22 protein-coding genes are annotated in these 22,784 nt (G+C 73.8%); 17 read left to right on the top strand and 5 right to left on the bottom strand.

Annotated elements, in window-relative coordinates:
* The first annotated feature begins 91 nt into the window (after positions 1-91).
* From AB0G01_RS21930 to AB0G01_RS21900, 7 genes are read left to right on the top strand one after another with little or no spacing between them, the layout of a single operon-like run.
* Complete coding sequence (locus AB0G01_RS21930; RefSeq protein ID WP_360948280.1) at positions 92-1,081, top strand: glycosyltransferase family 9 protein; 990 nt, start codon at positions 92-94, stop codon at positions 1,079-1,081.
* Complete coding sequence (locus tag AB0G01_RS21925; RefSeq protein WP_360948278.1) at positions 1,078-1,953, top strand: glycosyltransferase; 876 nt, start codon at positions 1,078-1,080, stop codon at positions 1,951-1,953. The genes AB0G01_RS21930 and AB0G01_RS21925 overlap by 4 nt, the downstream gene beginning before the upstream one ends.
* Positions 1,950-3,164: a glycosyltransferase gene (locus AB0G01_RS21920; protein ID WP_360948276.1), complete on the top strand. Its 1,215-nt coding sequence runs from the start codon at positions 1,950-1,952 to the stop codon at positions 3,162-3,164. The genes AB0G01_RS21925 and AB0G01_RS21920 overlap by 4 nt, the downstream gene beginning before the upstream one ends.
* A complete protein-coding gene (locus AB0G01_RS21915) occupies positions 3,161-3,736 on the top strand; it encodes an SIS domain-containing protein (protein ID WP_360948274.1) in 576 nt (191 codons plus the stop codon). Before AB0G01_RS21920 ends, AB0G01_RS21915 begins: the two co-directional genes overlap by 4 nt.
* Positions 3,733-5,037, top strand: a complete 1,305-nt coding sequence (rfaE2, locus tag AB0G01_RS21910; RefSeq protein WP_360948272.1) for a D-glycero-beta-D-manno-heptose 1-phosphate adenylyltransferase — start codon at positions 3,733-3,735, stop codon at positions 5,035-5,037. The genes AB0G01_RS21915 and rfaE2 overlap by 4 nt, the downstream gene beginning before the upstream one ends.
* Complete coding sequence (locus AB0G01_RS21905) at positions 5,037-5,717, top strand: SDR family oxidoreductase (protein ID WP_360948270.1); 681 nt, start codon at positions 5,037-5,039, stop codon at positions 5,715-5,717. The genes rfaE2 and AB0G01_RS21905 overlap by 1 nt, the downstream gene beginning before the upstream one ends.
* Complete coding sequence (locus AB0G01_RS21900) at positions 5,714-7,015, top strand: aldehyde dehydrogenase family protein (protein ID WP_360948268.1); 1,302 nt, start codon at positions 5,714-5,716, stop codon at positions 7,013-7,015. Before AB0G01_RS21905 ends, AB0G01_RS21900 begins: the two co-directional genes overlap by 4 nt.
* Before the next feature lie 43 nt (positions 7,016-7,058).
* Here the strand turns inward: AB0G01_RS21900 and AB0G01_RS21895 are convergent, their stop codons facing one another.
* Positions 7,059-7,922, bottom strand: a complete 864-nt coding sequence (locus tag AB0G01_RS21895; RefSeq protein ID WP_360948266.1) for a glycosyltransferase family 9 protein — start codon at positions 7,920-7,922, stop codon at positions 7,059-7,061.
* Positions 7,923-8,244: 322 nt separating this feature from the next.
* Here AB0G01_RS21895 and AB0G01_RS21890 point away from each other — a divergent pair, with 322 nt between their 5' ends.
* On the top strand, positions 8,245-8,697 hold the full coding sequence (locus AB0G01_RS21890) for a DUF4383 domain-containing protein (protein ID WP_360948264.1): 453 nt from the start codon (positions 8,245-8,247) through the stop codon (positions 8,695-8,697).
* Positions 8,698-8,847: 150 nt separating this feature from the next.
* Here the strand turns inward: AB0G01_RS21890 and AB0G01_RS21885 are convergent, their stop codons facing one another.
* Entirely contained in the window at positions 8,848-9,750 is a 903-nt protein-coding gene (locus AB0G01_RS21885) for a fibronectin type III domain-containing protein (protein WP_360948262.1), read from the bottom strand.
* Between the two features lie 285 nt (positions 9,751-10,035).
* On the opposite strand from AB0G01_RS21885, the gene AB0G01_RS21880 reads away from it, so the two are divergent.
* From AB0G01_RS21880 to AB0G01_RS21845, 8 genes are all read left to right on the top strand, one after another.
* Positions 10,036-10,908 (top strand): aminoglycoside phosphotransferase family protein, encoded by an 873-nt coding sequence (locus AB0G01_RS21880; RefSeq protein WP_360948260.1) that lies wholly within the window; start codon positions 10,036-10,038, stop codon positions 10,906-10,908.
* 858 nt (positions 10,909-11,766) lie between these two features.
* Complete coding sequence (locus tag AB0G01_RS21875) at positions 11,767-12,516, top strand: YqcI/YcgG family protein (RefSeq protein ID WP_360948258.1); 750 nt, start codon at positions 11,767-11,769, stop codon at positions 12,514-12,516.
* A gap of 41 nt (positions 12,517-12,557) precedes the next feature.
* Positions 12,558-13,379: an arginase family protein gene (locus tag AB0G01_RS21870; protein ID WP_360948256.1), complete on the top strand. Its 822-nt coding sequence runs from the start codon at positions 12,558-12,560 to the stop codon at positions 13,377-13,379.
* A complete protein-coding gene (dapF, locus tag AB0G01_RS21865; protein WP_360948254.1) occupies positions 13,376-14,218 on the top strand; it encodes a diaminopimelate epimerase in 843 nt (280 codons plus the stop codon). The genes AB0G01_RS21870 and dapF overlap by 4 nt, the downstream gene beginning before the upstream one ends.
* Positions 14,205-15,182: a cysteine synthase A gene (cysK, locus tag AB0G01_RS21860; RefSeq protein ID WP_360948253.1), complete on the top strand. Its 978-nt coding sequence runs from the start codon at positions 14,205-14,207 to the stop codon at positions 15,180-15,182. Before dapF ends, cysK begins: the two co-directional genes overlap by 14 nt.
* Positions 15,183-15,229: 47 nt before the next feature.
* Positions 15,230-16,345, top strand: a complete 1,116-nt coding sequence (locus AB0G01_RS21855) for a homoserine O-acetyltransferase (protein WP_360948251.1) — start codon at positions 15,230-15,232, stop codon at positions 16,343-16,345.
* Between the two features lie 27 nt (positions 16,346-16,372).
* Positions 16,373-17,119 (top strand): SDR family oxidoreductase, encoded by a 747-nt coding sequence (locus tag AB0G01_RS21850; RefSeq protein ID WP_360948249.1) that lies wholly within the window; start codon positions 16,373-16,375, stop codon positions 17,117-17,119.
* Positions 17,116-18,015 carry a hypothetical protein gene (locus tag AB0G01_RS21845; protein ID WP_360948247.1) on the top strand — a complete coding sequence of 300 codons (900 nt, stop codon included), beginning with the start codon at positions 17,116-17,118 and terminating at the stop codon, positions 18,013-18,015. The genes AB0G01_RS21850 and AB0G01_RS21845 overlap by 4 nt, the downstream gene beginning before the upstream one ends.
* Before the next feature lie 5 nt (positions 18,016-18,020).
* On the opposite strand, the gene AB0G01_RS21840 is transcribed toward AB0G01_RS21845, so the two are convergent.
* Positions 18,021-19,454 carry a PLP-dependent aminotransferase family protein gene (locus AB0G01_RS21840; protein ID WP_360948245.1) on the bottom strand — a complete coding sequence of 478 codons (1,434 nt, stop codon included), beginning with the start codon at positions 19,452-19,454 and terminating at the stop codon, positions 18,021-18,023.
* On the opposite strand from AB0G01_RS21840, the gene AB0G01_RS21835 reads away from it, so the two are divergent.
* Positions 19,453-20,361 (top strand): DMT family transporter, encoded by a 909-nt coding sequence (locus AB0G01_RS21835; protein ID WP_360948243.1) that lies wholly within the window; start codon positions 19,453-19,455, stop codon positions 20,359-20,361. The two genes, AB0G01_RS21840 and AB0G01_RS21835, sit on opposite strands and share 2 nt — an antisense overlap.
* Before the next feature lie 67 nt (positions 20,362-20,428).
* Here the strand turns inward: AB0G01_RS21835 and AB0G01_RS21830 are convergent, their stop codons facing one another.
* Positions 20,429-20,977: a hypothetical protein gene (locus tag AB0G01_RS21830; protein WP_360948241.1), complete on the bottom strand. Its 549-nt coding sequence runs from the start codon at positions 20,975-20,977 to the stop codon at positions 20,429-20,431.
* Between the two features lie 262 nt (positions 20,978-21,239).
* Complete coding sequence (locus AB0G01_RS21825; RefSeq protein ID WP_360948239.1) at positions 21,240-22,589, bottom strand: hypothetical protein; 1,350 nt, start codon at positions 22,587-22,589, stop codon at positions 21,240-21,242.
* Between the last annotated feature and the right edge of the window lie 195 nt (positions 22,590-22,784).

Genomic DNA, 22,784 nt, shown 5'->3' with positions numbered 1-22,784 from the left:
GTGCGGGGGAGAAACTGTTGTCCGGTGACCGTTTGTCGGCGGTTGTGGGGGCTAAGACTCCTATGTGGAGCATGAGGTTCGACGTACTCCGGTGAGGATCGTTGTCGCACGGCTGGACAACGACGGTGATGTGCTGCTCGCCGGACCGGCGATCCGGGCCGCTGCGGCGTCCGGTGACGTGGTGCTCCTTTGTGGACCCCGCGGCGAACGTGCGGCGGGGCTGCTGCCCGGTGTCGGTCACGTGGTCCGGTGGCACTGCCCGTGGATCGCCCACCCGGCCGGCGAGTTCTCGCCGGAGCACGTGGAATGGCTGCGGGCGGTGCTGGTGGACCTGGCCGCCGACGTGGCCCTGGTGCTGACCTCGTTCCACCAGAGCCCCCTGCCGCTGGCCCTGCTGCTCAAGCTGGCGGGTGTGCCGAAGGTGGTGGCGCGCTGCACCGACTACGCCGGTGCGCTGCTCGACGTTCGGCTGCGGGACGACCCGGACGTGCCTGAAGCCGAGCGCGCGCTGTCGGTGGCACGGGCGGCCGGCTTCGCCCTGCCACCGGGTGACGACGGCCGGCTGCGCGTGGACGCGCCGGAATCGTCCGTGCCCGGCCCGTACGTCGTGCTGCACCCCGGCGCGACCGCGCCCGCCCGCACGTGGTCACCCGACCGGTGGGCACGGGCCGTGACGGCGTTGGCCGAGGCCGGGCACCGCGTGCTCGTCACCGGGGGACCTCGGGAGACGGCGCTGACCGCGCACGTCGCCGGTGTGCACGGACAGGATTTGGGTGGGCGCACGACCTTCGCCGAGCTCGCCGGTGTGCTGCGCGGCGCGGACGCGGTGGTGGTCGGCAACACCGGACCCGCCCACCTGGCGGCGGCCGTCGGCACGCCGGTGGTGTCGCTGTTCTCGCCGGTGGTGCCCGCGACCAGGTGGGCACCGCACGGCCGGCACGTCCTGCTGGGCGACCAGCGCGCGCCGTGCCGCGACACCAGGGCGCGGGAATGCCCGGTGCCGGGCCACCCGTGCCTCGACGACGTGACCCCGGCCGCCGTCGTGGCGGCCGTCGCGGAACTGAAGGGGGTGCGCGCGTGAAGGTGTTGCTGTGGCACGTGCACGGGTCGTGGACGCACGCGTTCGTCCAAGGCCCGCACGACTACCTCGTGGTGGGACCGCCGGAGGGCAAGGGCCTGCTCGGCCGCGACTGGCCGAACGCCCGGGAGGTCGGCTTGACGGCGGACCGGGCGCACGTGGCCGTGGTGCAGGAGGTCGACCAGCTCGATCTCGTGCCGGCCGGCGTGCCGGTGGTCTACCTGGAGCACAACACCCCGCAGCGGCCGAACCTGGTCCACCCGGCCGCCGGGCGCGTCGGCCTGATCGTGCAGGTCACCCACTTCAACGACCTGATGTGGGACTGCGGCACCACGCGCACGACGGTCGTCGAGCACGGGGTGGTCGACCCGGGCCACCGGTACACCGGCGAGCTCGCCCGCGCCGCGATCGTGGTGAACGAACCGGTCCGCCGTGGCCGGGTGGTGGGCACCGACCTGCTCCCGAGGTTCGCCGAGGTCGCGCCGCTCGACGTGTTCGGCATGGGCACGCGGCAACTGCCGGGGGGCCTGGGCGACCACGACCTGCCGACCCTGCACCGGGAACTCGCCCGACGCCGGGTGTACGTCCACCCGGCGCGGTGGACGTCGCTCGGGCTGTCCTTGGTCGAAGCGATGCACCTGGGGATGCCGGTGGTGGCGCTGGCCTGCACGGAGGCGGTGCGCGCGGTGCCGCCGGGGGCGGGGGTGCTCTCGACGGACGTGGACGAGCTGGTGCGCGGCGTCGCCGAACTGGTGGCGGATCCGGCGCTGGCGCGGCAGAAGGGGGCGCTGGCCAGGGAATTCGCCCTGGAGCGCTACGGGATCGACGCGTTCCTGGGTCACTGGGACCGGATCTTGGCGGAGGTGAGCGGATGAGGATCGCACTGGTGTCCGAGCACGCCAGCCCCTTGGCGGAGCTCGGCGAGGTGGACGCGGGCGGGCAGAACGTGCACGTCGCCGCGCTGTCGGCGGCGCTGGCCAGGCTGCGCCACGACGTCACCGTCTACACCCGGCGGGACGCGCCGGAGCTGCCCGAGCGGGTGCGCGCGGCCGACGGGTACGAGGTCGTGCACGTGCCCGCCGGCCCGGCCCGTCAGGTGCCCAAGGACGAACTGCTGCCCTACCTGGGCGACTTCGCCCGCTTCCTGTCAGCGGAGTGGAGCGCCGAGCCGCCCGACGTGGCGCACGGCCACTTCTGGATGTCCGGCGTGGTGGCGCTGTCGGCGGCCCGGACGGCGGTCGTGCCGGTCGTGCAGACCTACCACGCGCTGGGTGCGGTCAAGCGCCGGCACCAGGGCCCGGCCGACACCAGCCCGCCGCAACGGGTCGGCCTGGAGCGGGCGCTCGGGCGCGACGTGGACCGGGTGCTGGCCACCTGCCGCGACGAGATGGCCGAACTGGTGCGGATGGGCGTCCGCCGGTCCCGGATCTCGGTGGTGCCGTGCGGCGTCGACCAGACCCTGTTCACCCCGCACGGGCTGCGCGCCCCGAAGACCCGCAGGCGGATCGTGTCCGTGGGCAGGCTCGTCCCCCGCAAGGGTTTCGGTGACCTGATCGGCGCACTCCGGTCGATCCCGGACACCGAGCTGGTGATCGCGGGCGGTCCGGAGGCGCACCGGCTCGACGACGACCCCGAGGCGACGCGGTTGCTGGCCCACGCGGAGCGGTGCGGGGTGCGGGACCGGGTGCTGCCGCTGGGGCGCGTGTCGCGTGCGGAGATGCCCGCCCTGCTCAGGTCGGCCGACGTCGTGGCCTGCGTGCCGTGGTACGAGCCGTTCGGGATCGTGCCGCTGGAGGCCATGGCGTGCGGGGTGCCCGTCGTGGCCACCGCCGTGGGCGGACTGACCGACACCGTGATCGACGGGGTGACCGGGGTCCTGGTCCCCCCGCGCGACCGGCGGGTGCTGGCCAAGGCGTTGAACTCGCTGCTGGCCGACCTGAGCCGCCGCGAGGCGTTCGGCATCGCCGGCACCGATCGCGTGGCGGCGCGCTACACGTGGGACCGGATCGCCCAGGACACCGAGCGGGTCTACCTGCTCGCGGGCGCGGGACAACCGGTCGACCTGGCCGTGGGAGGTGCGCGGTGAGCGTCGAAGCCCACCTGGACGGGCTGGCCGAGTCGTTGGCCGGGCTGCGCGCGCAGGCCCCGCTGCTCGCCCGGTGGGGTGCGACCCTGGCCCGGCGGCTGGCCGGCGGTGCCCGCCTGCTGGCGGCCGGCAACGGCGGGTCGGCCGCCGAGGCGCAACACCTGACCGCCGAGCTCGTCGGCCGCTACCGGGACGACCGGGCCGCGTTCTCCGCGATCGCGCTGTGCGCCGAGACCTCCAGCCTGACCGCCATCGGCAACGACTACGGCTACCAGGAGGTGTTCGCCCGCCAGGTGAGCGCGCACGCCCGGCCGGGGGACGTGCTGGTGCTGCTGTCGACCAGCGGCCGGAGCCCGAACCTGGTGCGCGCGGCGCAGGCCGGGCAGGAGGCGGGCGCGCTGGTGTGGGCGCTGACCGGTGCCGCGCCCAACCCGCTGGCCGACCTGGCCGACGACGTGCTGGCGCTGCCGGGAGAGGCGTGCCACGTGCAGGAGTCGCAACTGGTCGCCGTCCACGCCCTGTGCGAGGCATTCGACAGCGCGCTGCGCGCGACGGAGCGGAGGGCGTCGTGAAACTGGTCGTGGTCGGTGACGCGCTGCTCGACGTGGACGTGGAGGGCGTCGTGGCGCGGGTGTGCCCGGACGCGCCCGCCCCGGTGCTGGACGTGACCGCCGAACACGCCCGTGCGGGCGGTGCGGCGCTCGCGGCGGCCTTCGCCCGTGCGGACGGCCTGGACGTGACGTTGGTCGGCGCGGTCGCCGACGACGAGGACGGCCGTCGGTTGCGCGCCCTGGTCGAGGTGCCCGCCGTCCTGGGCGGCTCGACCTCGGCCACGCCGGTCAAGACCCGGTTGCGCAGCGGTGGCACGTCGGTGGCCCGGGTCGACCGGGGCGGCGGTCCCGGCGGACCCGAGGTGACCGACGAGATGCTCGACGCGGTGGCGGCGGCCGACTTCGTGCTGGTCTCGGACTACGGGCGGGGGCTGGTGCGCGACCGGCGGCTGCGGGCGGTGCTGGCCCGCCGGCCGGTGGTGTGGGACCCGCACCCGCGCGGCCCGGCCCCGACGCCCGACGCCCGGTTGGTCACGCCGAACCTGGCGGAAGCGTCCGCGTTCGCGGGCACCTCCGACCCCTACGCCGCGGCCGAAGCGCTGCGGGACCGCTGGCGCGCGCGTGCGGTGGTGGTGACGATGGGGTGCCGGGGTGTGCTGCTGCACCAGGGCGGCACGCCCGTCGTGGTGCCCGCGCCGAAGATCACGGTGACCGACCCGTGCGGGGCCGGGGACCGGTTCGCCGCCACCGCCGCCGCACGGCTGGCGGCCGGGGCCGCGCCGGACGACGCGGTGGCGGCCGGTGTCGCCGCCGCGGCGGACTTCCTGGCACGGGGCGGGGTGGACGGACTCCGCGATGGGGTGTCCACTGTGGACAAATCCGACGCGCTGTCCACAGTGGACGCGGTGAGGGCGCGTGGCGGGGTCGTGGTGGCGACCGGTGGGTGCTTCGACCTGCTGCACGCGGGCCACGTCCGCACCCTCACGGCCGCACGGGCGCTGGGCGACTGCCTGGTGGTGTGCCTGAACTCCGACGCCTCGGTGCGCCGGCTCAAGGGGCCGGGACGCCCGGTGACCGGGCAGGACGACCGGGCGGAACTGCTGCGCGCCTTGGACTGCGTGGACGAGGTCCGGGTGTTCGACGACGACACCCCGCAGCGGGCGTTGCGGGAGCTGCGGCCGGACGTGTGGGTCAAGGGCGGGGACTACTCGGCCGAGTCCCTGCCGGAAGCGGAGCTGGTGCGCGGTTGGGGCGGGCGGACCGTGGTGGTGCCCTACCACCGGGGTCGGTCCACCACGGGGATCTTGGCGAGGAGGACTTGATGCTGGGACAGGTGCTGGTGACCGGTGGGGCGTCCGGGCTGGGCGCGGCGGTGGTGCGCGCCGCACGGGCGGCGGGCGGTGTGCCGCTGGTGCTCGACAAGGCGGCACCGACCTCGGACGACGTGGCCGACTTCGAGGCGGTGGACCTGTCCGACACCCGCGCGGCGGAACGCGCCGTGGCGGCCATCGCGGAGCGCAACGGCGGGCTGCGCGCGGTCGTCACGGCCGCCGGCACGGACTCGTGCGGCCGGCTGGTCGACGTGCCGGGGCCGGACTGGGACCGGGTGGTGCTGGTCAACCTGCTCGGCACCGCGGCGGTGGTGCGCGCGGCGCTGCCGCACCTCGACGGCGGCCGGGTGGTCACCATCGCGTCCACCCTGGGGATCAGGGCGGTGAGCGACGCGACGGCCTACTGCGCGTCCAAGTTCGGCGTGGTCGGCTTCACCCGCGCGCTCGCCGCCGAGACCGCCGGGCGCACCGGGGTCACCCTGGTCGTCCCGGGCGGGATGCGCACGCACTTCTTCGACGACCGCGAGGAGCGGTACCGCCCGCCCGACGACAGCCGGCTCAACCCGCCCGAGCGGGTCGCCGACGCCATCGTCTTCGCCCTGCGGCAGCCGGCCGGGTGCGAGATCCGGGAACTGGTCGTCGCCCACGCGGAAGAGGGTTCCTGGCCGTGAGCGTCGAAGAGGTGTCGACCACTTACCACGGCCGCCGGGGGGTCGACGTGGGCGTGCGCACCGCGCGGGACGCCCAGGCGGCCTGGGGCGCGACGCCGGCCGCCGAGCGCGGGGCCGCCCTGAAGGCCGCCGCGACCGCCGTCGAGGACCGGGCCGACGAGCTGGCCGCCGTGCTGGAGGAGGAGACCGGGCGGCCGGCGTCCTCTGGGCGGGACGGGGTGCTGGCCGGGGCGGGCACGCTGGCCCAGTACGCCGAGCTCGGCCCGGTCCACCGGGGCCGGGCGCTGCACGGCTCGCCCGACGCGGCCGACTTCGCGATCCCCGAACCGCGCGGCGTCGTGGTGGCCCTCACCCCGTGGAACGACCCGGTGGCCATCGCCTGCGGGCTGCTGGGCGCGGCGCTGGTCACCGGGAACACCGCGGTGCACAAGCCCAGCGAGCGGAGCCCGCGCACCGGGCGGCTGCTGGGCGAGGTGCTGGCACCGCACTTCCCTCCCGGCGTGCTCCAGACCGTGGACGGGGGCGGGGACGTCGGTGCGGCGCTGGTCGCCGATCCCGGCGTCGACGTGGTCGCGCACGTGGGGTCGACGGCGGCGGGCCGGGCGATCGCCGGGTCCTCCCGCGCCAAGCTGCTGCTGGAGAACGGCGGCAACGACCCGTTGCTGGTCGACGCCGACGTCGACCCCAGGTGGGCGGCGGCCCAGGCCGCGCTCGGCGCGTTCACCAACGCGGGCCAACTGTGCACGTCGGTCGAGCGGATCTACGTGCACGAGGCGGTCGCGGAGCCCTTCCTCGACGCGCTGTGCGGCCTGGCCCGCGAGTGGACCGCCGATCCGCAGCCGTTGGTGGACGAACGCCACACGGCCGCCGTGCACGCGCACGTCGCGGAAGCGGTCGCGGCCGGGGCCGTTCTCCTGGAGGGCGGGCCGCCGGTCGGCCGCCTGCACCCGGCCACCGTGCTCACCGCCTGCACGCCGGAGATGCGGGTGTGGGTCGAGGAGACGTTCGGCCCGGTCGCCCCGGTGCGCGTGGTGTCCTCGTTCGACCAGGCGTTGACGGAGGCCGCCGACGACGACTACGGCTTGGCGGCGACGGTCCTGACCGGGTCGATGGCCCACGCGCAGCGGGCGTGGCGGGCGCTGCCGGTCGGCACGGTGAAGGTCAACGCGGTCTTCGGTGGCGCGCCCGGCGGTGCCGCCCAGCCGCGCCGGGCGTCCGGGACGGGGTACGGCTACGGGCCGGAGTTGCTGGACGAGATGACGACCACCAAGGTCGTGCACCTGGGCCGGCCGGGGTGACCTCACGCCCTCCGGTGTGCGCACGCGGAACGGCGGGGGAGCGTCAGGTCGACGTCGCCCGCTCCGGTGCCACCGAGGTGCGCCAGGGAACACTGCCCAGCGCGTCCAGGACCTCGGCCACGTCGATCTCCAGCAGGCCGGGGTCGGTCTCGGTGGCGAAGGTGTCGCCCCGGCGGCCGTGCCACAGGGCGCGGTGCGGCCCGGACCGCGCTCCCCAGTGCGCCGGGGGCACCGGCCCGAACAGCACCACCGACGGGGTCCCGTACGCGGTGGCCACGTGCGCCGCTCCCGTGTCGCCGCACACCAGCACCCGCGCGCCGCCCACCAGGTCGAGGAACGACCCGAGCGCACCGATCGCGGGCCGCCCGACGGCTTCGACGAGGTCGCGCTCCGACTCGCTGCCGCTCACCACGGCGGTCGGCCCCAGCGCCCGCGCCACGGCGGCCCACCGGTCGGCCGGCCACCGCCGCGCGGCGTGACTCGCGCCGGGGTGCACCACCACGTGGTCGTTCCGCTCGACCGGTGGCAGCCGCAGGTCGTCGGGGTCGCACGCGATCCCGTGGCGGTCCAGCAGGTCGCACCACCGGAGCACCTCGTGCCGCTCCTCGTCCCAGTCCTCCGCGCTGATCAGCCCCAGGGGCCGGGTCGCGCGCAGGACGGCCGTGCTCCGCGGGCCGCGACCGTGCAGGTTCACCGCGAGGTCGGGCTCCGGGAAGGGGACCGGTTCGAGCGCCGCGACCGGCAGGTGCCGGTCCACCGCGTCGATCCGGGCCACCGCGTCGGCCAGCCACTCCGGCGCGGCGAGCGTGATCACCGCCGCCGGGAAGGCCCGCCGCAGGCCGCGCAGCGCGGGCACGGCGGTCAGCAGGTCGCCCAACCCCAGGGCGCGCAGCACCAGCACGTTCACCGCCGCACTCCCATGGTCACCTCGTCCCCGGGGCCACTCGTCCCCGGCCCGCGACTCCGGGAAGTCGCCCCGCCGCCGAACGGTCGATCTCAGCCGAAAATAGCCGCTCTCCCGCGTCGGGACCGTGCGGGTGCACCGCTCGGGTGGGGGAAGTGGCGAGAGGGGAGTTCCCCCGGTTGGCGGATTTCCGGTGGCCGCCGCCGTCTCGCGAACGACCCGATCGGGTGAACACCGGAGCGGGTCGACCCCGGTGGTGGGAACAATGACCACACGTTTATCGCGCGTATCACGGGTAACCGGTGGGCAACCTTAAGGAGGCGACATGTCCAGTACAGGCAACGCCACCCGAACCCCGGTCCAGGCCGCGGCGCTCGCGGTCGGCGTCGTGTTCCTGCTGGTCGGCGTGGCCGGTTTCATCCCCGGTATCACCACCGACTACGACTCGCTCAGCTTCGCCGGGCACCACTCGGGAGCCAAGCTGCTGGGCATCTTCGAAGTGTCCGTGCTGCACAACGCCGTGCACCTCCTGTTCGGCATCGCCGGGCTCGCCCTGGCCAGGACGGCGAGCGGCGCGCGGGGCTACCTGATCGGCGGCGGCGTGGTCTACCTGGTGCTGTGGCTGTACGGCCTGGTGATCGACCACGACAGCGCCGCCAACTTCATCCCGGTCAACGAGGCGGACAACTGGCTGCACCTGGGCCTCGCGATCGGCATGGTGGCCCTCGGGGTCGCGCTGAGCCGGCGCGTGGTGCCTCGCGACGGCCGGCGGGTCTGAACCGGGAGGACCACCCGGCCTCGGCTCCAGCGGGGCGTACCGACGTCCTGCCGGCCCTGGCGCGACGTGGGCCGGGCTCGCCGCCCGGCCCACGTCATGTCAGGCAGTGCCCCACCGGCTTCCCCGGTTCGTCCCGGCGCGAACCAGGCGCTACCGGACGGGTGGCGTGGCGAAGACCATCCCCTCGCCGGGGCTCGACAAGAGGTTGAACCAACCCCTCGTCACGATCTTCAGCCGGTGCTGGGTGTCGGGGATCAACCCGGTGAGCGTCGCGTGGTGGTCCTGGACGAACGCGACCTTGGTCCCGTCGAGGTACACCTCGTAGCCCAGGTCCGGGTACCACCACGGCTGTGTTTTCCAGGCCATCGCCACGCTGGTCGGCGTCAAGGCCGTCACGCTCAGGTCGGTCGGGTGATTCGGCCGTTCCATGATGATGGTTTGGACGAACACGCTGCCCAGCACGTGGGTCTGCCCCGGAGCGCGGGTGCAGGTCGTGGTGATCGTCCCGAGCGGCCTGCCGTTCGCGAGTTCCGGGCGCAGGGTCAGGGTGAGGTCGCCGGGGTGGAGCGTGTGGTCACCCCCACGCCGCAGGCTCAGCGCGGGGGAGCCGCCCGCGGCCTTCAGCGAGAGCGGACCGCGACCGACGCGGGTCGGGGCGAAGGTCAGGCCCGCCTCGGTGGTCGTGGTCCCGCTCGGGCCCTCGAAGGTCATGGCGAGCGTCGCGGTGCTGTCGCCGTCGATGCGCAGCCCTCCTCCACCACCACCACCGAGGACCGAGTGGTCGAGGCTGAGGGTCACGTCCACGTCGATGAAGTACTCGTCCAAGTAGGCCATGCTGTTGAGCCGCCCCGGCAGGTCGTCGGGCAGCCCGGCCGTGATCTCGGCCCGCACCGGCAGGCTGTGCCCGTTGGGCAGGGCGCACCGGTAGTCGTAACCCGCCTCGACCGGAGTGGCCGACGCGGTCCCGGCGACCGCGACCACCATCCCGGAGCAGAACAGCCCCAAGACGAGTGATCTGACCGCGAAGCGCAGAGGTCTGTTGGCAATTCGCACGAGTTCTCCCTTTCCGCAGGGGAAGTACACCGACAAAGTGACAGATCGTGCGCCCATCGCCAGGGTGCCACAGCCCGGCGACTGTTCGACGCCTGTCCCGAACTGTTCCGCACGGGTCCGCCCGGCCACCTAGGGAAACCCCGCGTCCCGACCGCCGCGTTCATCGGGTACGCGTCCTCCGAACAGTTGCCGGCGGGTGTTTCGCGGCGCGGTTCCGGTTCGGACGGCCGCGCATGAGAACGTGAGCCGGCATCTCAACGGACGTCGGTGGTCGGGGGTTCAGCCGTGGTCGAGTTCAGGTTCGGGCAAGACCTGGTGCGGGCGCTGCTGCGCGAGCAGCACCCGGACCTGGCCGACCTCGGGCTCCGCGACGTCGCGGGCGGCTGGGACAACCAGTTGTGGCGGCTCGGGACGGAGTTGGCCGTGCGCCTGCCGCGCACCGAGCGCGCCCCGGCGCTGCTGCGCACCGAGCAGGAGTGGCTGCCCGTTCTCGCCGGGCACCTGCCGCTGCCGACGCCCGTCCCCGTGCGCGTCGGCGAACCCTCGGCCCTGTTCGACCACACCTGGACGATCACCCGCTGGGTCGAGGGCGAGCCGGCGGACCACGCGCCGATCGTCCGCGCCGACGCGGCCGAGACGCTCGCGGGTTTTCTCCGGGCCCTGCACCGGCGAGCACCCGCGCGAGCCCCGGCCAATCCCACGCGCGGCATTCCGCTGGCCGGCCTGCGGGACGGATTCCTCCGCGCGTCGGCGGTCGTCGACGACGTCAGTGCCGGTGCCGCCCGAGAGCTCTGGGAAAAGGCCGTCGCGGTGCCGGCGTGGCACGGGACGCCGACGTGGCTGCACGGCGATCTGCATCCCGCGAACGTGATCGTGCGGAACGGGACGCTGTCGGGTGTGGTCGATTTCGGGGAAATGTGCGCCGGTGATCCCGCGACCGACCTGTCCGCAGCTTGGATTCTGTTGCCCGCGGGCGCGGCGGGCCGGTTCTTCGACGCCTACGGGAGAGCGGACGAGGCCACCCTCGCGCGGGCCCGGGGGTGGGCCGTCCTGCGCGCCCTGCACCTGATCGGCATCGGGCGCAACGGCCGGCTCGGTCTGCCCGGCGGCAAACCGACGTGGGAACCGGCCGGTCGGCCGCGCTCGACCGCGCCTTGACCACGAGCTGATCGCGCGGGTTCCGGCCGGGGAAGGTCCGCCACGGGCGGCCGGTCCCGCGCCTGCGGTCACGCACCGCTGTGGTGGTGCCGCCCTTCGGGTAGCCGCAGTCCCGCTTTGCGCGGGTGGGACGGCGTCCACCGGCGGTTCCGGGCGTGGTCCCGGTCGATCTTGCACCCTCGCGCGGACGGGCGGATCGACCGGGGATCGCGTTGTCGCGGGCTCCCGGCCGGGGTCCCCGGAATCGCCGCCGCCTTCACCGTTGACACAACATCACCCGATTCCCGGAGCCGTGTTTCGCGGAGCGTCACGATGGCCGCGACAACTCAACCGAACGGGTCCGGGGCCAGGTGCGCGCGCCGCCGGTGACTCGGTTCAGGGTATCCGATCCGCACCACGCGGTGCGGGTTTCGCCGCGACCGACGACAGAAGGATCTTGGTAGGGCAACCCTTTCGCGCATATCCGAATTCGTCTCCCGGTGGAATTGCCGCCTCTGTGCCGGAATGATCCACAGTTTTGTGCGCCCGGTCCGGCGCGGTTGACATCCCGTCGGGCCCGGTCGTAGCTTCTGGGTGCTGAAGCGCGGCGGCTGTGCCGCTTTTGTCGAGAGCAGTGCACGTTTTTACCGTTACCGTACCGTGATCACCTGATTTTCTTCCCGCCGGATCGCGCGGAGCTGTTCGTGCTGCGCGGATACCGGTCCGCCGCACCACTTGTTCGCCGTGGTGCGCACGTTGTCCTGGTACGTCTCGCGGTCGTCACGGGCTTCTTCGGAGATGCTCGAACCGCTGGTACGTGCGGTGCAGGTCGTGTCGGATCGAACGGAGCCCGCCCTGTGTTGACGGATGGATGTCCCAGTGATCAAGACGAATGAGCGCACCAAGCTGATCTCCCAGGCGCGCGTCGGCGACAGCGCGCGCGGGTGGCACCGCACCGCTTTCGGCGAGATCGCGGACCGGCTCGCCCACCCCGATTTCCCCTGCGTTTTCTCGAAGAACGCCTTCCGGAAGCAGATCGTCCAGTTCCTCTTCGTCGAGGACGTCGGGAGCGACGGCCTCCGCCACCTGGCCGAGGGCCTGGCGGAGTACGTCGCGCTGTCCCGGCGGTGGGACGGCCGGCTGGATTCGGCCAGCCCGCTGGTCGTGGTGTTCTGGCCGGACGCCGTGGCCGCGCGGTCCGTGGCCGGGTGCCACGCCTTCGGCTGGGAGGTCCTCACCGCGCTGCACGAACTCGACCCGGCCGGCTGGCCGGAGGGGGTCGGCACGAACCCCGACGCCGAGGACTGGTCCATGTGCTTCGACGGGATGCCGCTGTTCTTCAACATGAGCAACCCCGCGCACCGGGTCCGCCGCAGCCGCAACCTCGGCGGGCACTTCGCGCTGGTGGTCAACCCGCGCGAGCGGTTCGACGTCTTCGCCGGCGACACGCCCAGCGGTCGGCGGGTCCGGGCGAACATCCGCAAGCGGGTCGAGCGCTACGACGGCACACCGCACGCGTGGCAGCTCGGTTCCTACGGGGACGGCGCGCTGGAGTGGCGGCAGTACGGGCTGATCGAGGAGAACGCCGAGCGCACCGACAGGTGCCCGTTCGCGTTCCGCCGCGCCTGAAGTCGATACGTCGGTGAAAAACAGATACGGAGTCCTGGTCGATGATTGATCTTGTTGTCTCCCAGGGTCGGGTGGCCGACCGGGCAGCGCGGATGATCGAGGGCGCGGCCCGCACCGCGCGGGCGCTGGAGGACCGCTACGGGGTGCGGGGCGATTTCGTCGGGGAGCCCGCGCCCGCGGTCGTGGACGACTGGACCGAGAGCCTGCCGCAGGCCGAGGACACGCTGGTCGGGCTGCGCCGGGCGGTGGAGGCCAGCTTCCGGGCCGGGAACGTGCCGGTGATGATCGCCAACACCTGTTCCGCGAGCCTCGCCACGCTGCCGGTCGTGGCCCGGGAGCACCCGGACGCCGTGGTGCTCTACATCGACGCGCACGGCGACTTCAACACCCCGCAGACGACGGATTCGGGCTACCTGGGCGGAATGGTGCTCTCGGCCGCGTGCGGGCTGTGGGACAGCGGGCACGGTTCCGGGCTCCGGCCCGAGCGGGCCGTGCTGGTCGGGACGCGCGACATCGACGCCCCCGAGCGCGCCTTGCTGGACGAGGCCGGGGTGCGGGTCATCCCGCCCGCCGAGGCCACCGCGGCGAACGTCCTGGCGGCCGTCGGCGGGGCGCGGGTGTGGGTGCACATCGACTGGGACGTGCTCGACCCGGCGTACCTGCCCGCCGACTACGTCGTCCCGGACGGGATGTCGCCCGCCCAGATCCGGGCGATCCTGGCGGCCATCCCACCGGAGCGGCTCGTCGGCGTCGAGGTCGCGGAGTTCAACGCGCCGCTCGACGACGAGGCCGTCGCCGAGGGCGTCGCCACGATCCTCGACGTGCTCGCGCCCGTGTTCGAAGCGCGGGCGGGCAGTCGGTGACCGCCTTGGCGTTCAGCAAGATGCACGGTGCCGGCAACGACTTCGTCGTGCTCGACCTGTTCGACGCGGCCGACCCCTCCCCGGAGCTGTGCCGCGCGCTGGCGGACCGGCACACCGGGGTCGGCTGCGACCTGGTCCTCGGTGTCGGGGCACCGCGCACCGCCGGAGCCGTGGCCTCCTACCGGATCTGGACCGCCGGGGGCGCGCCCTCCCCGCAGTGCGGCAACGGGGCGCGCTGCGTCGCGGCCTGGGTCGTCCGCGCCGGGCTGGCACCGGGGGACCGCTTCCTGCTCGACAGCCCGTCCGGCACCCACCGGGTGGACGTGCTGGGCGGGGGCGGCTTCCGCGTCGCCCTGGCGGTGCCGAGGTTCGCACCCGACCGCGTCCCGCTGTTCGGCTTCGACGACGAGCAGGACCTGTACGAGGCCGAGGTGGGCGGGACGAGGCTGCGCTTCGCCGCCGCCTCGGTCGGCAACCCGCACGCCGTGATCGAGGTCGACGACGTCACCGCCGCGCCCGTCGCCGAGGTCGGACCGGCGCTCCAGGGCTCGGGCATCTTCCCGCCCACGGTCAACGTCGGCTTCGTCGAGGTCGTCTCCGCGAAGCGCGTCCGCCTGCGCGTGTTCGAGTACGGCGCGGGGGAGACCCTGGCCTGCGGCAGCGGTGCGTGCGCCGCCGCGGCGGTGCTGATGCGGCAGGGCCGCGTCGATCGCGACCTCGTCGTCTCCCTCCCCGGCGGTGAACTCCACGTCGGGTGGCCCGACCCCTCGGCACCGATCGTCCTGGCCGGCCCGGCCGCCTTCTCCTTCGAAGGGCAGTTCTCCCATGCCGCTCTATGACAGCATCCTCGACACCATCGGCCGCACGCCCATCGTCAGGCTCAACCGGCTGGCCCCCGCGCACACCACGGTCTACGTCAAGGTCGAGTCGTTCAACCCGGGCGGCTCGGTGAAGGACCGGCTCGCGCTCGCGGTCATCCTCGACGCCGAGGAGAAGGGGCAGCTCAAGCCCGGCGACACGATCGCGGAGTGCACCTCCGGCAACGTCGGCATCGCGCTGGCGATGGTCGCCGCCGCGCGCGGCTACAAGTTCGTGGCGCTGATGGGGGACACGTACTCGGTGGAGCGGCGCAAGCTGATCCGCGCCTACGGCGGCAAGGTCATCCTCTTCCCCGGCGAGGAGGGCAGCGCCGGCGGCAACCGCAGGGCCGACGCGCTGGCGGAGAAGTACGGCTGGTTCCGCGCCAACCAGTTCGAGAACCAGGCGAACCCCGCCTACCACCGGGAGACCACCGCCGCGGAGATCCTCGCGGACTTCGCGGGCCGGCGGCTGGACTACTTCGTCACCGGTTTCGGCACCACCGGCACGCTCACCGGCGTCGGCCAGATGCTCAAGCTCGCGCGGCCCGGGGTGCGCGTCATCGCCACCGAACCGGAGAACGCCGCGGTGCTGTCCGGCAAGGAGTGGAGCGTCCACAAGATCCAGGGCTGGTCGCCCAACTTCGTGCCCGGCGTGCTGGACCGGACCGTCATCGACGAGCTCCGGACCGTCGACGAGGACGAGGGGCGCGACGTCGCGCGCCGGCTCTCCGTGGAGGAGGGCATCTTCGCGGGCATCTCCGCCGGTGCCACGCTCGCCACGGCGCTGCACGTCGCGGAGACCGCGCCGGAGGGCTCCGTGCTGCTCGCGATGCTGCCGGACACCGGCGAGCGCTACCTGTCCACGTTCCTGTTCGACGGGGTAAGCGAGGAATCCGACGACGAGTGGCTGGCATCGCTCGACCCGGCCCCCCGCGAACCCTGAACGGCCACCACCCCGGACGCGCGCCCGAGCGGAACAGGAGCAGGCGCATGGCAGAGTTCGTCCCCCCGGCAACGCGCTTCGTCGACCTGCCCGCCGCGTTCGGGATGAGGCTCGGCGGCGTGCTGCACGGCGCGCGCATCGCCTACGAGACCGTCGGCGAGCTGAACGCGGCCCGCGACAACGTCGTCCTGGTCGTCACCGGCCTCTCACCCAGCGCGCACGTCGCCGCGCACCCCGACGACCCCACCCCCGGCTGGTGGGAGGCGATGGTGGGGCCGGGCAAGCCGATCGACACCCGGCGCTGGCACGTGGTCTGCGTCAACTCGCTGGGGAGCTGCATGGGCTCGACCGGGCCGCCGTCGCCGGACCCGGCCACGGGCGAGCCCTACCGGCTGCGGTTCCCCGACCTGTCCGTCGAGGACATCGCGGACGCGGCCGCCTGGGTGGTGCGCGCGCTGGGGCACGAACGACTGGCCTGCGTCGTCGGGGCGTCCATGGGCGGCATGACCGCGCTCGCGCTGCTGGCCCGGCACCCCGGCCTGACGCGCAACCACGTCAACATCTCCTCGGCGGTCCACTCGCTGCCGTTCTCGATCGCCGTCCGCTCCTTCCAGCGTGAGGCGATCCGCACCGACCCGCGCTGGGATTCGGGGCGCTACCACGAGGACAGCTACCCGGACCAGGGCATGCGCACGGCCCGCAAGCTGGGCATGATGACCTACCGGTCGGCGGCGGAGTGGGACGCCCGATTCGGGCGGTCGCGCGTGGTGGCGGAACCGGGTGCGGGTGCCACGCCCTTCGGCACCGAGTTCGAGGTGGAGCGCTACCTGGAGTGCCACGCCCAGCGCTTCACCCGCCGGTTCGACCCGAACAGCTACCTCTACCTCAGCCGCAGCATGGACTGGTTCGACCTCGGCGAGTCGTGCGGCGGCACCCCGGAGGAGGCGCTCGCCGCGCTGCGCCTGGACAAGGCCCTGGTGATCGGCGTGCAGACCGACGTGCTGTTCCCGCTGCGGCAGCAGCGGCAGATCGTCGAGGGGCTCAGCGCCGGCAGCGCCGACGTCGGGTTCCTGGCGCTGGAATCGCCGCAGGGGCACGACGCCTTCCTGGTCGACACCGCGCGCTTCGGACCGCCGGTGTCGAAGTTCCTGTCCGAGCTGTGACCACCCCCGGAACGGAAAGAGCCCGAATTGACCGCACACCAGCCGAGAACAGCACTGGTCACCGGAGCCAACCGCGGGATCGGCCGTGAGATCGCCCGGCAGCTCGCCGGGCACGGCATCCACGTGCTGCTCTCCGGGCGCGACCGCGCGGCCGTCACGGGGGCGGCGCGGGACCTGCGCGAGGAGGGCCTGGACGTCGAGCCGCTCGTGCTCGACGTGACCGGCACCGAGAGCATCCGCGCCGCCGCCGAGGAGGTCGGGTCGCGGCACGGCAGCCTCGACGTCCTGGTCAACAACGCGGCCGTCCGGGTCGAGCGGTACGGCCGGATGCCGTCGGAGCAGTCGCTGCGCGAGTGGCGGGAAACCTTCGACACCAACCTGTTCGGCGTGGTCGAGGTGACCCTCGCCTTCCTGCCGCTGATCCGCCGGTCCCCGGCTGGCCGCATCGTCAACGTCTCCAGCATGCTCGCCTCGCTGACCAGGCACAGCGACACCACCTCGTACACCTACAGCGACACGTTCAAGGCGCTGCCCGCCTACAGCGCGTCCAAGAGCGGGGTCAACTCCTGGACCGTGCACCTCGCCTACGAGTTGCGCGACACGCCGATCAAGGTGAACTCGGTGCACCCCGGCTACACCAGGACCGACATGAACGACGGCGCGGGCGACCTCGACGTCCGCACCGGTGCCCGGACGGGCGTCGGCATGGCCCTGCTCGACGACGACGGACCGAGCGGTACCTACGTGCACATGGGAGAAGTGGTGCCCTGGTGAAGACCGTCGCGCTCGTCACCGACGAGATCAGCCTGCCCATCGACCACGACATGCCACCGCTGCTGGCCGCCTGCCGGGCGGCGGGCCTCGCGCCCGAGGTGCACGACTGGTGCGACACCTCGGTCGACTGGTCGCGGTTCGACGCCGTCGTGCCGCGCTCGCCGTGGACCTACGTGGACCGGCTGCCGGACTTCCTCGCCTGGTGCGCGGCGGTCGACGCCGCGACGCTCCTGCTCAACCCCCTGGCGGTCGCGCGGTGGGTGCTCGACAAGCACTACGTCGCCGACCTCGCCGCTCGCGGCGTGCCGGTCGTGCCCACCCGGTTCGTCGCGCCCGGCACCGACCCGCTCCCGGTGGTGCGCGAGGTGCTCGCCGGGCACCCCGGGGCGGAGGAGGTCGTGGTCAAGCCGACCGTCGGTGCCTACTCCAAGAACGTCCAGCGGTTCGCCCGGCCGCTGGCGGAGGAGGCCGCCCGGTACGCGGAGAAGCTGCTGGGCGGCGGTGCCCACGTGATGGTCCAGCCGTACCTGGGGTCGGTGGACCGCCACGGGGAGACCGACCTGGTCTTCTTCGAGGAGGTGTTCAGCCACTCCATCCGCAAGGACGCGATGCTCAGCCCGGACGGCACGGTGAACGTGCCGACGCTGGACGCCCGCGCGCCGCGCGAGGCCGACGCCGAGGAGCGGGCGGTCGCCCTGGTCGCGCTCGACGCCGCCGCGTCGCACCTGGGCGTCGAACGGCCGCTGCTCTACGGGCGGGTGGACCTGATCCGCGACGACGACGGCCGACCGGTGGTGCTGGAGCTCGACCTCTGCGAACCGTCGTTGAACCTGCCGTTCACCGACACCGGGGCGACGCGGTTCGCCGAGGCGCTGGCGAGGCGGTTGGGGGCGTAGTGCGGTCAGGTCTCCGAGACCAGGCCGGCCAGGCGTCGGACGGCGTTGTCGACGTCCGACGCCGAGGCCGCCGCCACGTAGCTGAGCCGCACGTGGCGGGTGCCGCCGCCGGCGGGGGAGTAGTTCTCGCCGGGGGTGAGCGCGACGCCGTGCGCGAGCGCGGCGGACGCGAGCTCCCCGCCGTCCAGGTGGTCCGGCAGCGACACCCACAGGTGGTAGCCGCCGCGCGGCCGGAGGGCGAGCGCGCGCGGGCCGAACGTCGCCTCGACCGCACCGGTGGCGACCTCCCGGCGGTGCGCCAGCGCGGAGCCGAGCGCGGCGAGGGCGCGCCTCCACCCCGGCGCGGTCACCACCTCCAGCGCCGTGTGCTGGAGGGGCGCGGGCACGAACATCGAGTCGATCACGTGCGCGGCGCGCAGCCGCGCGCTGACCGGCCCGCGGGCCGCGATCGCGCCGACGCGGAGGTTCGGCGAGGTCACCTTGGTCAGCGACCGGATGTGGACCACGGTGCCGTCCGGGTCGTCGGCGACCAGCGGCGGCGGCACCGGCCCGGCGTCGGGGTGCGCCATGTGGCGGGCGAAGTCGTCCTCCACCACGAAGGCCCCGTGCGCGCGGGCGACCGCGAGGACGTCGCGCCGCCGGTCCGCCGACAGGCTCGCCCCGGTCGGGTTCTGGAACAGCGGCTGCACCACGGCGACGCGGGCACCGGTGCGGGTGAGCGCCTGGTCCAGGTAGTCCGCGCGGATGCCCTCGGCGTCGAGCGGGACGGGGATCATCCGCAGCCCGGCGGACCGGGCCGCCGCGATCGTGCCCGGGTAGGTCGGCGACTCGACGACCACCGGGTCCCCCGGCTGGGCGAGCGCGCGCAGCGCGGTGGCCAGCGCGCCCTGCCCCGCGCCGCAGACCAGGACGTCGTGCCGGCCCAGGCCGCCGCCGACGTCCGCGGCGAACCAGTCGCACAGCTCGGGCAGCCCGCCCACCGGCGGTCGGTCCCACGCCTCCGCGCGCCGGGCGGCGCGGGCCAGCGCGGTGCCCAGCGCCCGGAGCGGTTGCAGGTCCGGGTGGAGGTAGCCGCCGTTGAGGTCGACCACGTCCGGTCCCGACGGCAGCAGCGTGTGCAGCAGCGCGGGTGCCCGGAAGCTGCGCGGGGTGCCCGCCGAGCCGATGTGGTGGGACAGCTCCAGCGCCGCCTGCTGCCACGACGTGTCCCCGGTGCGCGCGACCGGCCGCGCCGCGGTGCGGTAGGCACCGGCACCGGGGCGGGACGTGATGAGCCCCTGCTGGGTGAGGACCGCCAGCGCCTGCGAGACGGTAGTAGCGCTCACCCCGAAACGCCGCACCAGTTCGCGGTGGGTGGTGATCCGTGCCCCTGCGGGAAGAACCTCGATCTCCCGCGCGAGAAGGTCGGCCAATTCCTGCGAACTGCTACGGTGGAACATGAAACGGGATAGTAGCGCTACCGCTCTGGTCGGAGTATCGCCACTGTCGAGCCGCCACGGCACCCTCTACGCCGCGCTCGCCGTCCTGACCTTCTCCTTCAGCTTCCCGGGCACGGTGTGGGCGCTGGACGGGTTCGGCCCGTGGAGCGCCGCCGGCGTGCGCGGCGTGCTGGCCGCGCTGATCGCGCTGGCCGCGCTCCTGGCGACCCGCGCCCCGATCCCGGCGCGCGCCGACTGGCCCGCGCTCGCCGTGGTCGCCGGCGGCTGCGCGGTCGGCTTCCCGCTGCTGACGACGCTCGCGCTCCGGACGTCGTCCACGGCGCACTCGGCGGTCGTCATCGGCGCGCTGCCGATGGCCACCGCCGTGATCGCCGCGCTGCTGACCAAGCGCTACCCGTCCGCGCTGTTCTGGGGCGCGGCGGGGACCGGCGCGGCGGCCGTCATCGGGTTCACCCTGGCGCAGAACCACGGCACGCCGACGGTCGCCGACCTGTACCTGTTCGCCTCCCTGGTGGTCTGCGCGGCCGGCTACGCCGAGGGCGGCCGGCTGTCGGCGCGGATGCCGGGCTGGCGGGTGATCGCGTGGGGCGTCGTGCTCGCCGCACCGGTGAACCTCGCGGTGTCGGCCGTCGCGCTGGCCCAGGAACCGGTGCACCTCACCGTGAAGGCCGTCGCCGGGATGGCCTACATCGCCGCGATCTCCCAGTTCGGCTCGTTCGTCCTGTGGTACCGGGGGATGGGGCTCATCGGCGTGGCACGGGCGAGCCAGCTCCAGCTCGCCCAGCCGCTGATGACGCTCGTGTGGGCGGTCCTGCTGCTCGGGGAGCACCTGAACCCCGCCGTCCCGTTCACCGCGGTCCTCGTGCTCGCGTGCATCGTGGTCACGCAGCGGGCGAGAGCCTCCTGACCGGGGACGGGCGCGGCGGGCACCGTCCCGCGCGGGCACCGGCCGACCGCGCGGGGCCCCACGCCTTTCAGGGTGCCCGGAGAGGCGATTCCGTCAGGATTCGCCAGCCCAGCCCGGTCAGCCGGTGGCGGACCGCGCCGCCGTCCCGGCGTGACGCGATGAACCCGACCTTGCGCAGCTCCGTCGCCCCCTGCGAGGCGGTGGAGAGGCTGACCTCCAACCGCTGGGCCAGGTCCGACGTCGAGCTTTCCTGCCGCAGCGCGTGGAGGATGCGCACGCGCGTGCGCCCGAAGACGCCCGTCAGCGCGTCCAGCCGCTCCTCGTCCACCCGTGGTGCGGGCACGATCGGACAGCACAGCGTCACGGGCCGGTCGTCGCCCTCGGTCAGAGTGGGTTTCGCGCACCCGTTCCCCACGACGAGCACCAAACCGTGGCCGTCGAGGTGGACCTCCTGGTCGGGGTACCCGTCGACCAGCAGCGTGGGTGAGCGCCACCGGATGTCCGGGTGCAACCGGTTGAGCACCTCCTCCAGGCTCGCCCCGGCGAGGTTCTCGGGAAAGGCACCGCCGAACCGGACCCCGGCGAGGTCGGCGAGGCTGAAGTGCACCCTCAACATCTTCTCTCCCAGGAGAATGCGCTACACCGCGTCGACGCCCGCACCGTTGCCGGCGGTGATCGGGGCAACGCCCGTGCGCGCACCAGCATACCCAGTGACGTGGCCATTTCCGGGCTTGCGCGGGTGCCCGATCGCAGGACGGGGCGTCGGCCCTGGTGGCAGGCCGACAATCACTCGTTCGGCGGCCGGTGCGACGCGGCGAACGAGCAGAACGCGTCGAGGCCCCGGCCGCACCACCCGCCCTGGCCCGCCGCAGTCCGTCCTAAGAGGACTTTCCAGGCGGTCTGGCAGCCGCCCTCCACAACACCCGGCGCACGGCGGCGTTGCCGCGATAGGGCTGGAGGCTCCGGCGGAAGGAGCGCTGGGCCGAGCGGACCTGACCCGAGCGCACCCAGGAGCACTCGTCGAGGAACCGTTGCCAGGTCACGCACGCCTGTTCGGGCTTGTCCCGGCGCAGTTGCAGTTCGGCCAGCCGGTGCGTGGTCAGCAGGCGTGAGCGGCGCTCGCCTTCCGGGCGGTGCCGGAGCGAGGCGCACAGCGCGTTCTCGGCCCGCCGGTGGTCGTGCAGGAGCGCCAGCGCCTGACCGACCAGGTGCTCCACGTCGGCCCGGTCGGTGCACGCACCGGGCTGCCGGACGTCGTCGGTCTTCTCCACACGTCGTTCGGCCTCGGCCAACCTGGCCAACGCGGTAGCACGGTCGGAGAGGGCGGCGTGGGCGACGGCCGCCTGCGCGAGGAGCACCGCGTGCGAGCCGGGGGGCATGGAGGTGCCGCCACGGCTCGCGGCGGTGTCGGCCAGTTGCGCGGCGAGCCGGTGGTGGCCCAGGAAGTACGCCTGCGTGCTCATGGCGCGCAGGACCAGGGCGTGGCCGATCCCGTCGCCCACCTCGCCGAACAGCAGCAGCGCGATCCGGAAGTAGTGCTGGGCGAGGCGGTGGTGGAAGTCGTCGAAGCACATGGAACCGATCAGGTGGATGAGGGCGGCGGTGCCGCTGAAGAGCTGCTCCCGCACCCGACCGGAGGGCGAGCGCAGCCAGCCCAGGACGTCGTCGGCCAGGAAGGTGGCGAGCGCCGAGCGCGCGTGCCCCCCGCCGAACGCCTCGTCGGCGGTGGCGAACGCCGAGGTCATCACGGCGAGCGTCATTCCAAGCCCGTCCTCGGGGGTCCCCTCCCGGTGCCGGCCGGGACCCCCGGAGCGGTGCCGCCACGGTGGCACCGCCGACCAGTCCGCCCGGAACGGCTGGTCGAACAGGGCGACGCGGCGGCACGGGTCCAGGTCCACCGCCAGCAGCCGGCGCAGGGCCGGCAGCCCGGCACCCGGATCGGGCGCGGGCACGACGTGCTCCGCGCTCGCGTCCACCATCCCGGTGGCGGCCGACGGGACGGGGCGGCCGAGCCTGCGCCCCAGCGCCTCGGCGACGAACTCCGGAACCGGTGGTCGCGGCCGGCTCCCGGACAGCCAGTGCGAGACGCTGGTGCGGTCGTAGTGCAGCGCGTAGCCCGCTTCGGCCGCGACGCGGTTCACCGCCAGGGAGAAGTTGTGGTTCGTCCACCGCGCTTCTCTCAGGAGCGCGCGGAGCTGGTCGTTGGGCACTCGGTTCCGCGATGTCACGGTTCTCCCGGTCGAATGCGAGTCCTCGGAGCGGTGGAGCACCACCGCCCCGGTGGCGTGGCCGGCGGGTGGGCGAGCCCGGTCGCCCGTCCTCCGGAGGTCGACTCCAGTCAAGTCGCGCAGCCGTGCTTCCGGTATGGCCCGCAGGGGTGAAGCCGGTCGTGGTCCCCGCACGCGCGTCCGGCCGCCGAGCTC

This window comes from Actinosynnema sp. NPDC023587, from assembly GCF_040640215.1.
GTDB lineage: Bacteria > Actinomycetota > Actinomycetes > Mycobacteriales > Pseudonocardiaceae > Actinosynnema.
The sequence above is the reverse complement of the archived record's forward strand: the minus strand, read 5'-3'. Positions and strand labels throughout refer to the sequence as shown.

What these genes read in the sequence shown, in the direction of transcription:
- AB0G01_RS21920 (WP_360948276.1), top strand. Translation starts at nt 1,950, where the DNA reads ATGAGGATCGCACTGGTGTCCGAGCACGCCAGCCCCTTGGCGGAGCTC.
- AB0G01_RS21905 (WP_360948270.1), top strand. Translation starts at nt 5,037, where the DNA reads ATGCTGGGACAGGTGCTGGTGACCGGTGGGGCGTCCGGGCTGGGCGCG.
- AB0G01_RS21890 (WP_360948264.1), top strand. Translation starts at nt 8,245, where the DNA reads ATGTCCAGTACAGGCAACGCCACCCGAACCCCGGTCCAGGCCGCGGCG.
- AB0G01_RS21870 (WP_360948256.1), top strand. Translation starts at nt 12,558, where the DNA reads ATGATTGATCTTGTTGTCTCCCAGGGTCGGGTGGCCGACCGGGCAGCG.
- cysK (WP_360948253.1), top strand. Translation starts at nt 14,205, where the DNA reads ATGCCGCTCTATGACAGCATCCTCGACACCATCGGCCGCACGCCCATC.
- AB0G01_RS21855 (WP_360948251.1), top strand. Translation starts at nt 15,230, where the DNA reads ATGGCAGAGTTCGTCCCCCCGGCAACGCGCTTCGTCGACCTGCCCGCC.
- AB0G01_RS21835 (WP_360948243.1), top strand. Translation starts at nt 19,453, where the DNA reads ATGAAACGGGATAGTAGCGCTACCGCTCTGGTCGGAGTATCGCCACTG.
- AB0G01_RS21840 (WP_360948245.1), bottom strand. Translation starts at nt 19,454, where the DNA reads ATGTTCCACCGTAGCAGTTCGCAGGAATTGGCCGACCTTCTCGCGCGG.
- AB0G01_RS21830 (WP_360948241.1), bottom strand. Translation starts at nt 20,977, where the DNA reads ATGTTGAGGGTGCACTTCAGCCTCGCCGACCTCGCCGGGGTCCGGTTC.